The organism is Stenotrophomonas sp. YJH_SMC_57, from assembly GCF_059369755.1.
This window is the reverse complement of the sequence record NZ_JCAFSZ010000009.1, coordinates 1-15,652: the sequence shown is the minus strand read 5'-3', so window position 1 is coordinate 15,652 and position 15,652 is coordinate 1. Positions and strand designations below refer to the sequence as shown.

The 15,652-nt window shown below is 66.5% G+C and carries 10 protein-coding genes; 1 reads left to right on the top strand and 9 read right to left on the bottom strand.

All coding sequences use genetic code 11. From position 1 onward, the window contains the following. Positions 1-24: 24 nt before the first annotated feature. The 9 genes from AC5P7U_RS13255 to AC5P7U_RS13215 all read right to left on the bottom strand — a co-directional run bounded on the left by AC5P7U_RS13255 (position 25) and on the right by AC5P7U_RS13215 (position 10,047). The gene (locus AC5P7U_RS13255; RefSeq protein ID WP_006423067.1) at positions 25-828 is read right to left on the bottom strand and encodes a DUF4198 domain-containing protein; all 804 of its coding nucleotides are present in this window, start codon (positions 826-828) and stop codon (positions 25-27) included. 75 nt (positions 829-903) lie between these two features. Beyond that, positions 904-1,422, bottom strand: coding sequence for a DUF2271 domain-containing protein (locus AC5P7U_RS13250; RefSeq protein ID WP_006423068.1), 519 nt, complete (start codon positions 1,420-1,422; stop codon positions 904-906). Between the two features lie 27 nt (positions 1,423-1,449). Further along, entirely contained in the window at positions 1,450-2,088 is a 639-nt protein-coding gene (locus AC5P7U_RS13245) for a PepSY-associated TM helix domain-containing protein (protein ID WP_049457002.1), read from the bottom strand. A 202-nt stretch (positions 2,089-2,290) separates the two neighbouring features. Continuing rightward, complete coding sequence (locus tag AC5P7U_RS13240) at positions 2,291-4,711, bottom strand: TonB-dependent receptor domain-containing protein (protein WP_006423077.1); 2,421 nt, start codon at positions 4,709-4,711, stop codon at positions 2,291-2,293. Positions 4,712-4,871: 160 nt separating this feature from the next. After that, positions 4,872-5,273, bottom strand: a complete 402-nt coding sequence (locus AC5P7U_RS13235; protein ID WP_197565039.1) for a hypothetical protein — start codon at positions 5,271-5,273, stop codon at positions 4,872-4,874. Positions 5,274-5,438: 165 nt separating this feature from the next. Continuing rightward, positions 5,439-6,116 carry a Fe2+-dependent dioxygenase gene (locus tag AC5P7U_RS13230; protein WP_006423086.1) on the bottom strand — a complete coding sequence of 226 codons (678 nt, stop codon included), beginning with the start codon at positions 6,114-6,116 and terminating at the stop codon, positions 5,439-5,441. Positions 6,117-6,167: 51 nt separating this feature from the next. Next, positions 6,168-8,492 carry a catecholate siderophore receptor Fiu gene (locus AC5P7U_RS13225; RefSeq protein ID WP_053449035.1) on the bottom strand — a complete coding sequence of 775 codons (2,325 nt, stop codon included), beginning with the start codon at positions 8,490-8,492 and terminating at the stop codon, positions 6,168-6,170. Positions 8,493-9,178: 686 nt separating this feature from the next. Further along, positions 9,179-9,511, bottom strand: a complete 333-nt coding sequence (locus AC5P7U_RS13220) for a non-heme iron oxygenase ferredoxin subunit (protein WP_006423147.1) — start codon at positions 9,509-9,511, stop codon at positions 9,179-9,181. After that, positions 9,508-10,047 carry a GNAT family N-acetyltransferase gene (locus AC5P7U_RS13215; RefSeq protein ID WP_006423155.1) on the bottom strand — a complete coding sequence of 180 codons (540 nt, stop codon included), beginning with the start codon at positions 10,045-10,047 and terminating at the stop codon, positions 9,508-9,510. Before AC5P7U_RS13215 ends, AC5P7U_RS13220 begins: the two co-directional genes overlap by 4 nt. A 223-nt stretch (positions 10,048-10,270) precedes the next feature. On the opposite strand from AC5P7U_RS13215, the gene AC5P7U_RS13210 reads away from it, so the two are divergent. Then, entirely contained in the window at positions 10,271-15,601 is a 5,331-nt protein-coding gene (locus tag AC5P7U_RS13210; RefSeq protein ID WP_197563990.1) for a wall-associated protein, read from the top strand. Positions 15,602-15,652: the final 51 nt, after the last annotated feature.

The following is a 15,652-nucleotide window of genomic DNA, read 5'->3' as shown; positions in this document are numbered from 1 at the left end:
GGCCCGGCATCGCGATCTGCATCATTACTGCGGCAGCACTTCCAGCGTGGCGACGTAGCTCAGGCGGCGCTTGGCGGCCTGCTTTACCGAGGTCTTCTTGTCTTCGGTGCCGGTTTCCAGCCAGTACATGCCGGCTTCCGGCCAGGTCACCTTGATCTCGCCCTTGGCGTCGCTGGTCAGCTTCAGCTCGTCCTGCGCATTGCGGTAGCGGGTGGCACCGCGCACGATCTCGAACTCCAGGCCGGCGGTCGGCTGGCCATCGACCAGCACGCGGAAGGTGGCTTCCTCACCGGCGAACAGGTCGTTCGGGTGGCCGACGGCAACCAGCTCGATGCCACGGTTGGTCGGCTTCAGCGCGGTGTCGTTCGGCGCGCCGTTGGTGACGAAGGTTTCCACGCGGCCGATCGACTGGCTCACTTCCAGCTTCTTCGCGTCCTTCGGCAGTTCGCCGAAGGTGGCCACGCTGCCGCGCCAGCGCTTGCGCTCGCCGTTCTGCTCGTAGGTGGCGAACAGGCCGTCATTGACCGAGGCGATGCGGTAGGTGCCCGGCTGCTTCAGTTCGATGTCGAACACGCTGCGGTACTTGCCGGTGGAGGCGTTCTGCGGTTGCACGGTGCTGCCATCCGGGGCGGTGATCACCAGCGATTCCAGGCGCAGCGGCACGTGGTTGAAGTAGAACAGGTCGTTGGAGACCGCACCGTCGACGGTGATCCAGGGCGCGTTGCCGGCGATCACGGTCTGCGAGGGCAGCAGCCAGGCCTTGTGGGCCAGGGCGGAGAAGGGAAGGGCAGCGGCCAGGGCGGCGGCGAGGACGAGCGTGCGCTTCATGCGGAAGACTCCAGTGGATGCGGGGTGGTGCGACAAGGGCGAGGGGATTACGACTTAATCCCCTCCGTCCCCTTTTCAGGGTTTGACGGCGAGGGTGACCTGGCCCAGTTCGGTGGCGCCCTGCGCCTTGCCGTTCTGCGCGGCGGTGGCCGGCCAGGTGAAGGGGATCTTCAGCAGTTCACGACCGCCGACTTCACGCACCGCTTCGACCACCAGGGTGTAGTTGCCCGGTGCCAGCTGCTTCAGCGCCGGCTGCTTGTCGGTGAACGACAGCGCGTGCTTGCCGGCCGGGCGGGTCGGGCCGGTCACACCGTCCACCGGCACCTGCAGGGTGCGGCCGCTCTTGCGCCACCACTGGCGCAGGTCGGGCAGCCACTTGGTGCCATGGCCCTCGCTGTTGCTGGTCTGCTGGTACCAGACCGACAGGTTGGCCGCGACCTTCTGGTCGGCGCCTTCCAGCCACACCGCCACGTACGGGCGGTGGTATTCGGCCACGTTGAGCTTGGGCACTTCGACGTTGATGTCGAGGGTGGCGGCGTAGGCCGGCGAGGTGGCCAGCAGGCCGCTGAGGGCGATGGTCAGGGTGACGCGCATGGAGCGGCTCCGGGAACGAGGGAAAAGTCAGTGGATCAGCAGCAGGGCGATCAGCAGCGGAATCATCAGGCCCAGGCCGACCAGCGGCCAGGTCATGCGACGCTGCCGCGCATGCAGGTGCAGCAGGAACAGGCCGGTGATGCAGAACACCAGGCAGGCCACGGCGAACAGGTCCAGGAACCAGCCCCATGCCGGGCCCGCGTTGCGGCCCTTGTGCAGGTCGTTGAGGTAGGACACCACGCCGCGCGAGGTTGATTCGTACTCCACCGCGCCGGTTTCGCGATCGATGCTCAGCCAGGCGTCGCCACCGGGGCGCGGCAGCGACAGGTAGATCTCCTCGGCCGACCACTCGGCCGGGCGCCCGCCAATGGCGATGCCCAGCTGGGTGTCCAGCCATTGTCGGGCCGGGCGCGGGATCGGCGCGTTGCCGTCCTCGCGCGTGCCCAGCTGGCCCAGCAGCTCGGCCGGCAGTTCCAGGTGCTGGTTCTGCACCTGGGGCTTGGCCTCGATCTTCGCCGCGTGGTTGAGGGTCAGCCCGGTCACCGCGAACAGAAGCATGCCGATCAGGCACACCGCCGAGCTGATCCAGTGCCACTGGTGCAGCGTGCGCAGCCAGAAGCCACGGCTCTGTTGCTGCTGCACGGTGGAAGAAGCAGGACGGCTCACGGCACGGTTCGGGGCGGATGGGGACTGCTCATTACATCATTGATGAGAATAGCTCGCAATTGCGTGTCGTTCTGTATCCCTGGCCGGCACTACCGCAGATTGGTAGATCCACGCCATGCGTGGATGAAGCGGTGCCGACCAAGGTCGGCACCCACCGGGCCAAGGCGATGCCGGCCCGCGGCCGGCACTACCCAGGGCGCGGTCAGAACTTCGCGTTCAACGAGATCCAGTAACTGCGGCGCTGGTCCTTGGTCGCGTAGTCGTCCACGCAGTTGAACTCGCTCTGGCTGATCAGCAGGCACGACTGCGAGACGAAGTTCTTGTCGAACAGGTTGTTGACCCGTGCGTTCACCGTCAGCCACGGCGTGGCCTGCCAGCTGCCACCGAGGTGGAAGATGGTGTAGTCCTCGTAGTAGCGGGTTTGGCTGACGCCATTGGCGTCGAGCAGGGTGTCGCGGTAGCGGTCGTAGCGGCCCTCGCCGATCAACGACAGGCTGATGGCCTCGTTGATCTGCCAGTTGAGGCTGGCGTTGGCCATGTGCTTTGCCGGGGTGGTGCCGGTGATCGGCAGCCCCTTCTGCGGGCCACTGGTCTGCTCGCTCTTGGTCCAGGTGTAGTTGCCGCGCAGCTGCAGGGTGTCGAGCAGGTCGATGTGACCGGCCAGTTCCGCGCCGCGGGTTTCGGCCTTGTCGATGTTCACGCTCTGGGTGAACGCGCTGTAGCCCAGTGACGCCCAGCCCGGGCCGATGTCCACGCAGTAGCCGCTGCCGGCCAGCGCCACTTCGCAGTTCGGGAAGGTGCCGCCGCTGGCGATCTTGTCCTCGAACTTGTTGATGAAGCCGGTGACGTTGAAGCCCCAGCGCTGGCCTTCGTAGTACGCGGCCAGCTCGTAGTTGGTGCTGGTTTCCGGCTTCAGGTTGGGCGAGCCCACCAGCGGCAGCACGCCTTGGCCACCAAACCCGGTGATGCCCGGGAACAGCTGGTCCGGACGCGGGGTCTTGTAGCCGGTGCTGACGCCACCCTTGAAGGTCCAGGCATCGCTGGCATTCCATACCAGGTAACCGCGCGGGCTGACATGGCTGCCGAACACGTTGTGGTCGTCGTAGCGCAGGCCGAAGGTGGCGGTCAGGGTGTCGGTCAGCGCCCAGTTGTCCTCGGCGAACAGCGCCCACATGCGGTGCTTCTGCTTCGTGTTGCTACGGTAGCCGGCACCGTCCATGCCGAACACGCCGTCGATCATGTCGGTGTCGTTGTACTGGCCGCCGACGGTCAGCTTGTGCGCGCCGAAGTCGAGGTCGAGCATGGTGTCGAGCACGTAGCCTTCCAGTTCCATGGTGCGCAGCGGACGCGGCAGGAACGCCTGCAGGCGTGCCATTTCGCTCGGGTTGAGGGCGGTCAGTGCGTTGCCACGCCCGGCCGCGCAGTTGTTGGCCGCGCCGGTGCGACGGCAGACGTCATTCCACAGCGTCTGCAGGTTGGCGCGTTCGTCCAGGGTCAGCGGCAGCGAGCGGCCCAGGTTGCTGCTCTTGCTGTGGGTCAGCGAGGTCTGCCAGGTGCCGAAGCTGTAACGGCCCTGGTGGGTCAGCGACAGCTGGTCGCGCTCGTAGCGCTGGTAGGCGGTGTAGCCCACGCGCGGCTGCACCACGCGGCGGGTGACCGTGCCGCTGCCGTTCGGGTTGGGAATGACCGCGTTGCCGACGCGCCACAGGCTGGCCAGGCTGTCCAGCGTGCCGGTCTGGCCTTCGCTGTTGTCGTACTTCTGCCGCGAGACGTCGTAGTCCAGCCACAGTTCGTGGTCATCGTTGACACGGAAGTCCAGGCGAACGCCGGTGTTCCAGTTGGTGTTGGCCACCGACTTGCCACCGCCACCGAAGCCGATGCTGCGCTCCCACAGCGTGCCATCGGGCAGGGTCAGCGCCTCCCACTCCGGGCTCGATGCCTTGGCGTCGTAGTAGCTGCCACGTACCGCCAGGCTGAGGCGATCCTTGATCAGCGGGCCGCTGAGGTAAACGTCGGTGGTGCGTGCATCGCCGAACTGGTCGTCCTGCTGCACGGTGAAGCCCTGGGTGATGGCGCCGTGCCAGCTGTCCTGGTTGCGGCGGGTGATGATGTTGATGACGCCGCCCATCGCATCCGAGCCGTACAGCGTGGACATCGGGCCGCGCACCACTTCAATACGCTCGATGGCATCCAGCGGGGGCAGGTAGGCGAACTGGCCGCCGCCGAAGTTGTTCGGGTACAGCTGGCCGACGTTGCTCTGGCGGCGGCCGTCGATCAGCACCAGGGTGTACTCGGAGGGCAGGCCGCGCATCGAGATGGTGGCGCGGCCGTTCTTGTCGGTCGCTTCCAGGCCGACGTCGATGCCTTCGACGTCGCGCAATGCATCGACCAGGTTGGTGTACGGGCGCTTGCTCAGCTCCTCGCGGCTGACCACGCTGATGCTGGCCGGTGCATCGATCACCTTCTGTTCGAAGCCGGACGCGGTGACCACCACCTTGTCCAGCGTCTGCGGTGCACCGGAGGCGTCACCGTGGGCGAAGGCGGGGGCGGAAAGGGCCACCAGCACGGCGCTGGTCAGCAGGGGGCGGGACAGGGACGAACGGACACGATGGCGCTGGGCCATGGCAGTTACCTCGAAGGATGCAGGGTGGTGCATTGCCATGCGCGAAGGGCGCGGCAGGCACGGAAGGCCCGGTCAGGGGCAGCAGGGATGGAGCAGACGGGAATGAAGCAGGCAGCGGCGCGCGCAGGCGACCGCGCACGCGGTCACCCCGGGCCGTGGATCAGGCGAGCGGCGGCGCCTGGCCGCGTTGCTGGCGGCGCCCGGGCGCATCGGCCCAGGGCGTATCCGGAGCGGCCAGTGGCCAGTCCGGGCGCACGCCGGGCATGGCCGGCGTGGCGGGAACGAGTTCGAGTTCAGTGCGCAGCCACTGGCTGGCCAGCAGCAACGGCGGCGGTGACTTCTCGGCCGCTTTCACCGGGGCAGCGGCACAGCGGCGCAGCTTGGCCGGTGCTTCTTCCTGCAGCGGGCCTTCGCCGCCGCGCTCTTCCAGCGGCACCTGCACGGTCATCGGCGCCGGCGCATGCGGCAGCAGCGGCAGCGTGCCCAGCAGCAACGCCAGCATCGCCACCCACGCCAACAGGCTGGCCAGCGCAGGACGCTGGCCGCGCATGGCGGTGCCCATCTTGCGATGGATGAGTGGGCGAGGGCGAAGCGGGCGCAGCAAGCAGGAATCCCCGGACGTCTGCCGGCAGGGGCCGGCATCAACGGGGCGAGATTGTAATGAGAGCGGTTAGCGGTTGCAAATGAGAATGATTGCCGAGATGTCGCAGGCCCGGCCGTGTGCGGCTCAGACTTCGCTCCAGCGCCGCAGCAGGTTGTGGTACACGCCGGTCAGCTGCAGCACCGCCTCGGCGTCGCCGCCGGTCTGCCGCAGGCGTTCGATCGAGCCGTCCATTTCCCACAGCAGGCGGCGCTGCACGTCGTCTCGGACCATGCTCTGCACCCAGAAGAACGAGGCCACGCGCGCACCGCGGGTGACCGGATTGACCTTGTGCAGGCTGCTGGACGGGTACACGATCAGGTCGCCGGCCGGCAGCTTCACCTCGTGCTCGCCGTAGGTATCGCTGATGATCAGCTCGCCGCCCTCGTACTCTTCGGGCGCGGACAGGAACAGGGTGCAGGAGATGTCCGAGCGCAGCTGCTCGCCGTTGGCCAGGTTCATCACCGCGCCATCGACGTGGAAGCCATAGGTGCCACCACCGCTGTAGCGGTTGAAGCGGGGTGGCAGGACCTTCAGCGGCAGAGCGGCAGCGAAGAACAACGGGCTGCGACCCAGTGCGGCGAGTATGCGCTGTCCGAGTTCTGCCTTCAGCGGCGAGGCATCGGGCAGTTGCTGGTTGTGCTTGACCTGCGCACCCTGCGCGCCGACGGTCTCGCGACCGTCGGCCCAATCGGCCGGATCCAGCCGCTGGCGCATCTGTGCCACCTCTTCCGGGGCGAGCACGTTGGGTATGTGCAGCAGCATGGTGGTTCCTCTGTGATGCGCGGGGGAGACGGGCTCCCCCGCGTCTTGCCATCAGAAGCGGATGTCCGCGCTGAGCAGGAAAGTGCGCGGTGCGCCCGGGGTGTAACGGTAGCCGCTCTTGTTGATGCTGGCCACATACTGCTTGTCGAACAGGTTGTAGCCGTTCAAGCGCAGCGACACGTGATCGTTCACCGCCCACGAGACCATGGCGTCGTACACCGTGTAGGACTTGGTGAATGCCGGCGTGCCGACGGCGCCGTCGGTACCGCGGTGCATGCCGGCGGCATAGCGCACGCCGCCGCCCAGGGTAATGCCATGCGGCAGCACGTAGCTGGTCCAGCCGGTGAAGGTATCGTCCGGGGTATAGACCAGGTTGTTGGTGCCATCGGCGGCCACCTTGGCACCATCCTTCACATCGGTGTTCAAGTGGCTGTAGCCTGCGCTGATCGACCAGTTCTCGGACACGCGGCCCACGGCAGACAGCTCAACACCCTTCACCCGTTTGCTGCCGGTCTGGGTGGGGTTGCCGGCGTCGTCCAGCACGGTGGTATTGATTTCGTTTTCCACATCGGTCTGGAACAGCGCCAGGTTCACCGCCAGCGCATCCTCCATGAAGGCCCACTTGCTGCCCACCTCGAAGGTCTTGGCCTTCTGCGGGTCCAGCTTGGGGTTGTCGGCGCTGCTGGCCGAGCTGCTCAGCTGGAAGTTGGCACCGCCTGGCGGTTGCTGGGAAAGCGCGTAGTTCGCGTACACGCTGACCGTTTCACCCACCTTGTACAGCGCGCCCAGCTTCCAGTTCAGCAGGGTATCGGACGCGTCCAGCGTCGGGTTGCGCAGCACGGTGCCGGTGGGGTTGCTGCCACACACTGGGCCGCCGCGGCCGCCACAGACCGAGGCGCTGGCGTACTCGGTCTTGTAATGATCGGCACGCACGCCTGCGGTCAGCAGGAAGCTCTCGCCGAAGGACAGCGTGTCGAACAGGTAGATCGCCGAGGTGGTGGTCTTGCCGTGGGCATCGGCGCCGTTGTGCGCCCAGTTCAGGCCAGTGACGTTCCAGTTGGGGTCGTACAGGTTGGCAGCCGGCCAGCTGCTGCCACCGGTGGCGGCCTGGCCGTAGCTGTCCAGTTCTTCGCGGGTGAATTCCAGGCCGGCACTCAGTGCATGGCCTACCGCGCCGGTGGAGAAGTCCGCGCGCAGGTTCAACTGATCGGTGAGGATGGTGTTGCGCTGATCCTTGAAGGTCGGCAGGCTGCGCGCAATGGTGTAGGTTGCAAGGTCTGCCGGGTTGATATAAGTGATGTTGCCGGTCGGACGCCCATTCGCACCACGCACACCGGTGCCCATGAAGGCGGTGAGCAGATAGTCCTGTTCGGTGCGGCCCCAGCGTGCGGTATTGGTCAGGCGCACGCTGTCGTTGAAGTCGTGCTCGAAGCGGAACGTGGCCATCTGCGCGGTCACATCATCGTGGTCGGCATGGGTGCCGTAGAAGTTTTCCGGGTCTACCGGACGGCCGGCCAGCGCTTCCAGCGTCGGCTGCGGGGTCCAGCCAGGCAGGCCCAGGGTCGGCACACCGCCGTCGGGCACGTTGTCCTGCTTCACATAGAGCAGGTTGAGGTAGTAGCGGGTGGCGGTGCCCAGGCCGAAGGCCAGCGACGGCGCGATGCCCCAGCGCTTGTTCTGCACGTGGTCGCGACCGGGCTGGCCGCTGTCCTGCCACATGCCGTTGATGCGCAGCGCGCTGGTCGCACCCAGCGACTGGTTCCAGTCGGCGGTGGTACGGCGTTGCTGGTCGCTGCCCAGCGAAACGCTGGCCGAGGTAGCGTCCTGCAGGTTGGCCTGCTTGCTGACCAGGTTGATGGCACCGGTCGGTGCCGAGCGGCCGTTGTCGGTACCGGCCGGGCCCTTGGTCACCTCCACCTGTTCGATGTTGAACACATCGCGCGAGATCGAGCCCAGGTCGCGCACACCGTCCACATACAGACTGTTGGAGGTGTCAAAGCCACGCATGAACAGCGCGTCGCCGGTGGTGGTGTTGCCGTTCTCACCAGCATAGAAGGTGCCCACGCCGGGGCTGTTGCGCAGCGCTTCGGTCAGCGTGGTGGCGCCCTGCTGGTTGAACAGGTCGCTGGTGATCACCTGGATGGTCTGCGGGGTGTCCTGCAGACGCTGGGTGAACTTCGGCGAGGCCACCTTGTCGGCCTTGTAGCCGCGGGTGGCGTGCACATCGATCTTGTCCAGGGTGCGCGCGTTGTCGCCGGCCTCGGCGTGGGCCAGCGCGGGAAGGGCCGCCAGGCCGAGGCCGGCGGCAAGACTGGCGGTGGCCAACGGCAGGGTACGAAGCGGAGAAGCGTGCTTGCGGCTCTTGATCGGTTTCATGGGCGTCTGCAGAGAGGGAACAGGAAGGGGCGGCCGACGCAGGCGGCGCGGCAGCAGGGCATGGAGCGAAAGGGGGACGTGCGGAAACGACTGCGCAGCGCGCAGCAGAGCGTCAGGCCAACAGCAGTGGCGGTGCCTGTGAGGGGGGCTGGCGTCGGTCCGGCGCGTGCACCGCAGAAGCCGGTGTCATCGTCGCCGGAGCGTCCGACGGGGCACGCTGTGGGTATTGCAGGCAGAGCCATCGCAGCACCGCTGGCTTGTCGCTGCGACTACCATCAGGTTCGGACTCAGCGCGGTGCATCGCCTGTTCGTGCGGCAGTGCATGTGGCGGAGACGCGGGCGCGGCACCCTGGGCGTGTACCGTGGGCATGGCGGCGGTTGCCGTACCACGCCCTTCGTGCAAGGCCGACCAACCCAGCACCAGCGTCAGCAGCGCGGCCACCAGCAGCGGCCACCCTTGGCGGGCGAGCTGGCACAGCATGGCGGCGGGCGCGGGCGAAGCCATGGCGCGGGGCGGAGTCGTTACGAAGATGTTACGTAGAATAACATCAACGATAATGATTCGCATGTGCGCGATGGGGCGGGCTGCCAGGATGGCCCTACGAGGCCCTGAACGGGCGCTCAGCCGCTTCCGGCAGCTTCACCCCTTGGGTTGGCTGCCCCGGGGGGGGGGGGGGGGGGGCGCCTCAGTCGCGGTCGTCGCGAGTCCAGATGGCGTCGTGTTCACGCTTCACCGGGAACTTGGGCACCGGGGTGTAGGCCGGGGCGCATAGGGCGCGGCCATCGCGCACGTCGAAGCGCGCGCCGTGCAGCACGCACTCCACGCTGCCCTCGGTGGTGTTGAACTCGCCGGAGGACAGCTCGAACTCTTCATGCGTGCACTGGTCCTCCAGCGCATACAGCTCGCCATCGAGGTTGAACACCACGATCGGGGTGCCGGTCACTTCGTCGAACACGCTCTTCATTTCACCCGGCAGCAGTTCGGCGCCGGCACAGACGAAGGTCCAGGCCTCGTTCACGCGGTGGCTCCGGCCAGCGGCTTTTCCAGGATCTCGAAGCGCAGGTCGTCGCGCTTGGGAATGCCGAAGCGTTCGTCGCCATACGGGAACGGCTTCTTGATGCCGGTGCGCTGGTAGCCACGACGCTCGTAGAAGGCGATCAGCTCGTCGCGAACGTCGATCACCGTCATCTGCATCACCGGCACGTTCCATTCGCGCGCGGCGTGCGCTTCGGCCGCATCCATCAGCTGCTTGCCGACGCCGCCGCCCTGCTGGGCCGGGTCGACCGAGAACATGCCGAAGTAGCCCTTGCCGTCGACATCGGCGACGTGGGCGCAGGCCACCAGCCGGCCCTCGCGTTCGGCCAGCAGGATGGTCGAGCGGGGGCGGTCGAGGTCGGCCTGGATGCCTTCGGCGTCGATGCGGGCGCCGTCCAGCAGGTCGGCTTCGGTGGTCCAGCCGGCACGGCTGGCGTCACCCCGGTAGGCCGAAGTGACGAGGGCGATCAGGGCGGGGATGTCGGCCGGCGTGGCGGCCCGGTAGGTCAGGGTGGTCATGCGGGCATTCTAGATGGGGCACGCCTTCTGCGGCGCAGGTCCTGAGGCTGGGCGCGGACCGGAGTGGAGGCTGTTCCCAGGCTGTTTGCCGATCCTGTCGTGAATGTCGCCTTGATGCGATCTTCATGTTTGATTCATAAATGGGTGTAGATCGCGCTGGCCAGGGGACAGGTCCTGCTGTCTGTGCGCGCATTCAAGGACGGACGATCCAAGGAGGATCCCCATGCGGTTCCGCATCACGCTCCGCTCGCGCCATGCCGGCCCGATCAGGTCTTCGCTGCTGCTGATGGTGACGGCCCTGTCGCTGGCGCCGGCACTGGCCTCTGCCCAGATCGTTCCCACCTGGCGCCAGGAATACGACAAGCGGCTGAAATACGGCGATCTGGTCGAGCCGCTGAAGGGGGACATCTTCGGCGAGAAGGTCAACCTGTATGACGGCTCTGTCAGTTTCAGTGCCACCGATATCTCCATTCCCGGCAACGGTGGCCTGGCGGTGTCGCTGGGCCGCAGCTATGGAGATATCGGCGGCAGCGCAAACGACAACGAGTACGGAAACTGGACGCTGGATATCCCGTCGCTTTCGGGCACCTACGGAGATCAGCCGGAAACGGCGGTGGCAGGTCATTGGACACCGAGCGCGCGCTGCTCGACCGTCTCCGCACCTCCGTCATTGGACGTCTGGAACTACAACCATACCCAGACGACCGTGTTCGCACCCCATACCTATTGGGAAGGAGTGCGGTTGTCACTGCCTGGCGGCAGCGGTGAAACGGTTCTTGCCGGCAGCGGAGATGCGCGCCAGCCCACCCCGCAACTCGGCATGCCCGCCCCGTGGAATACCAAGGGTGGATGGTTCTTCTCCTGCCTCAGTTCCCTCAAGAGCGGCCAGCCGGGCGAAGGCTTCCTGGGGCATGCGCCGGACGGAACCAAGTACTACTTCGACTGGATGGTGGCGCGCCACAACGACCCGGCTGTCATGCAGCCCTACGACACCATCACCCATTCGACGCTGCAGCGGAAGAAGGTCTTCCTCTATCCGTCGCAGGTCGTAGATCGATTCGGCAACTGGGTCCGCTATGAGTGGAGCGGCGGGCGCCTGGATCGCATCATCGCCAGCGACGGGCGCAGCATCAGCCTGACCTATGACTCGCAGGGGCGCATCGCAACGGCCCTGGCGGCGGGCCGTACCTGGACTTACGGCTATACGCCGGCGGGAACGCTGCAATCGGTCACGCTGCCCGATGGCACTGCCTGGAGTTATGACCTGCCTCCGGTCAATGTGACGAAGAAGTACCAGGAGTACACCGGGCAGGACGTCTGGGCCTACATGGAAGCGCCGGCGTTGTGCGCGAAGACGAACAAGATCGTGCAGACCGAAGTGGCGGCGTCCATCACCCATCCCTCTGGAGCCGTCGGAACCTTCGTGTTCCGACCCTTCCGGCATGGGCGCAAGAACGTGCCCTTCAATTGCCAGACGTCCGGCGACGACCAGCTGCTGGCCGATGGGTGGAACCTCACGCCCATCTACCGCGACGCGATGTCGCTGGTGGCAAAGCGGATCAGCGGTCCGGCGATGCCCACGGCGCAATGGAGTTATCAGTACACCAACCTGGGGTGGGAGTACGACAGGCGGGTTGACCAGGCCGGCTGGCCAGCGATCCCGGTCGGGCAGGCGGAACCGAAGATAACGATTGAAACCCTGCCCGATGGGGTCATCCGGACATACGAATTCGGCAAGGAAGTCGGCTACAACGACGGTCTGCTGCTGTCGACCAGTACCAGCGCTGGCGGCACTGTGGTCCGCACGGAGCGCAACAACTATTACCCGGATGCGCAGATTGCCAATGCACCGTTTCCGCGTGAGGCGGGACGGAATCTCAAGTACGGGGCGACCGAACTTGGGGAACATCTGAATCGGCCGGTCCAGAGCACGGTCGTGAACCAGGACGGCGTGCAGTTCACCCGCACCGTACAGGCCTTTGATGCCTTCGTCCGCGAGGTCACGGTGGACGAAGGGAATTCCGCCGGCCAGAGCCGGACCCGGACGACCGGCTATTACGACAATGCCGCCCTGTGGGTGAATGGCCAGGTGGCGCGCAGCCTGCTCAACGGCATCGAGGAGTCGCGCACCGAGTTCGACCCGGCCAATGCGCTGCCGCTGCGCGCCTATGCATTCGGCCGCCTGGCGCAGCAGGTGACCTATGCCGCCGACGGTACGGTGGCATCGGTGGCCGACGGCCGTGGCAATACCAGTCACCTGTCTGGATGGAAGCGCGGCATCCCGCAGCAGCTGCGCATGCCAGCCACACCCGAGGCGCCCAATGGCGCGGTGCGTACCGTTGCCGTCGATGACAATGGTTGGATCGCTTCACTGACCGATGAAGTCGGCGCAACCACCAGCTTCAGCTACGACAGCATGGGGCGGCTGCGCAGCCAGCAGTTCCCAGGTGGCGATGAAGTGAACTGGAACGGTGTGACCATGGACTTGCAGCGGCTGGGCGGCGCCCAGCTGGGTGTGCCGGCCGGCGCGTGGAAGCACTCCCGTACCCAGGGCGGACGCCGTACCGACACCTATCTGGACGCCATGTTCCGCCCGGTACTGGTCACCGAGAATGCCAACAACGCGCTCGACAGCGCGGTGGTGACCCGCTACGACAGCAGTGGCAAGACGGTGTTTGCGTCGTACCCCACGCGACAGCTCACCGACATCAATGCAGCAATGACGGGCACCACGACGCAGTACGACGCGTTGGGCCGGCCGGTGGTGGTCAGCCAATCGTCGGAACTGGGCGATCTGGTAACGCGCACCGAGTATGTGGGCAACGTGTCGGTGAAGGTGACCAACCCGCGCGGGCAGGCCACCACCACGCGGCATCTCGCCTACGATCAGCCCAGCTACGAGATGCCACTGACACTGCAGCATCCAGAAGGCGTGGTGACCGAGATCCAGCGTGACACGCTGGGCAAGCCGTTGGCGATCACCCGCCGCACGGCCGATGGCAGCCAGGCGTTGACCCGCCGCTACGTCTATGACGGTTACCAGCAGCTGTGCAAGACCATCGAGCCGGAAACCGGCGCGACGGTGCAGGACTATGATGCGGCCGGCAACGTGTTGTGGTCCGCAGCCGGGACCGGCCTGGGCAGCGCGGCCGACTGCAATCGCAGCGAGGCCTTTGCCAGCGGCCGTGTGGTGGCGCGCAGCTACGATGCCGCCAATCGACTGTCGACCCTGACGTTCCCGGATGGGCGCGGAAACCAGCGCTGGTCCTACACGCCGGATGCCTTGCCCGCGGAAATCAGTACGCAGAACGACCCGGCCCGGCCGATGGTCGTCAACCGCTATCAATACAATCGCCGGCGCCTGCTCAGCAGCGAGACGCTGCAGCATCCGGATCTGGGCAACCTGAGTCTGGCGTACGGCTACGATGCCAACGGCACGCTGGCCAGTAACACTTACCCGGGCGGGCGCGTCGTCAGCTATGCCCCGGATGCGCTGGGGCGGGCTACAGCGGTCGGCGGTTACGCAAACAGCGCCAGCTATTTTGCCAATGGTGCGCTGGCGCGATTCGTTTACGGCAACGGCATCGCACATACCCTGACCCAGAATGCCCGTGGCCTGCCGGAGCGCAGCCGCGACGCGACCGCTGCGGCCGCGGTGCTCGATGACAGCTACGATTACGATGCCGGTGGCAATGTGATGGCCATCTCCGACGGCCTGCCGGGCGCACCCGGCAACCGTGACATGACCTATGACGGCCTGGACCGATTGCGTACGGTGACCGCGCCGGGCTTCGGCAATGCACTGTACGAGTACGACGCACTGGACAACCTGCGCCGTGCCAGGGTCGGCAGTCGCGACCGTACGCACTACTTCGATCCGAGCAATCGCCTGGTCAACGTGATCGAAACCGGGACGGGGGCGACCGTGACGGGCCTGGGTTACGACGTGCAGGGCAACCTGTCGGTCCGCAACGGTCAGGCATTCTCGTTCGACTATGGCAATCGCCTGCGGGATGCGGGCGCGGCGGAGAGCTACGAGTACGACGCCCATGGTCGCCGGGTGAAGGCCAGCGCCAGTGGGAAGGGGGCGATCTACTCGTTCTACGACAACGGCGGCGTGCTGCGTTTCCAGCGCAATGAGCGCACCGGAAAGCAGACCGACTACCTGTACCTGTCCGGCAGCCTGGTGGCCCAGGTGCACGGCGCAGCAGCCCCCGCGGCGCCTGCGCTGAGCGCGCCCGGCTACATCACCGAAGGCAGCGTGAACCTGACCTGGAGCCCGGCCGGCGGGGCAAACCGCTATGAACTGCAGCGCGCGCTGGCCGGTGCCTGGAGCACCGTCTTCGACGGCGCGGCGCAATCGTTCACCAGCACCGGCCTGGCGACAGGTACCTACCAGTTCCGCGTGCGCGGTTGCCGCGCGGTATGTGGTGAGTGGAGCAACGTCGCTTCGGTTGCGGTGGCGCTGGCGCCGTCCACGGTGCCGGCCCTGAGCGTGCCGGCGACGGCCTTCAACGGAAGTTACGGCGTGAGCTGGTCTGTGGCGTCCGGTGCCGAGCGTTATGAGCTGGAGGAGAGCGCCAATGGTGGCGCCTGGGCCCAGGTGCACAATGCGGCGGGTCAATCCAGGGACTTCAGCGGCAAGGGCGCGGGCAGCTACGGCTATCGTGTCCGCGCCTGCAATCCGGTGGGATGCACCGCCTACAGCGCCAGTGCGGCGGTGACCGTGGTGTATCCGCCTGCAGGCGCGCCGGGCATTTCGGCGCCGGCACGTTCCGCACCGGGCAACATCGGCATTGGCTGGAACGGGGTGGCCGGCGCCACGCGCTACACGCTGCAGGAAAGCAGCAATGGTGGCGGATGGGTGACGCTGTTCGACGGTGATGCCGGCTCCTACGCCACTGCGGCACGCGGTGTCGGCAACTACGGCTACCGCGTTGCCGCCTGCAATGGCGCCGGCTGCGGTCCGTGGTCGGGCACGGCATCGGTGGCGGTGATCGGGCCGCCGGCCATCGAGCCGGTGATCAGTGCGCCGGGCCTGGTCAATGTGCCGCAGTACAGCCTGAGCTGGTCGGTGCCCGCCAACAGCGAGAGCTTCGTGTTGGAAGAGAGTGCTAACGGCGCTGGCTGGACGGTGGTGCACAACGGCGCTGCGAACAGCTTTGGCGCCAGCCGTGGCAAGGGCAGCTATGCGTATCGGGTGAGAGCCTGCAATTTCGTCGGGTGCAGCCCGTATTCGGGAGTCGTGACGGTGGCGGTGGTGCTGCCGCCGGCGGCGACGAGCCTTTACCTGGCGGAGTGGCTGACGACACGCAGGCCGCCTTATCAGGTCCAGTGCTCCGCAGGATGGAGTCCGGTGGCAGACGCAACGGAGTATCAGCTTGAAAGCGGCGGTGGTGGCCAGCGTCTGTACACGGGCCCCTCAACCTACGTGAATGACAGCGGCGGGACGTACTGCGCGCATGAGTATCGCGTGCGTGCCTGCAATGCAGGTGGGTGTTCCCCCTGGTCGGCCGAACGGCCGGTCACCCGCGGTGTACTGAGCTGGGACTAAGCCATGAACGGACTCTCTTTGCTGTTGATTCGAGTGGTACTCGCGCTGGTG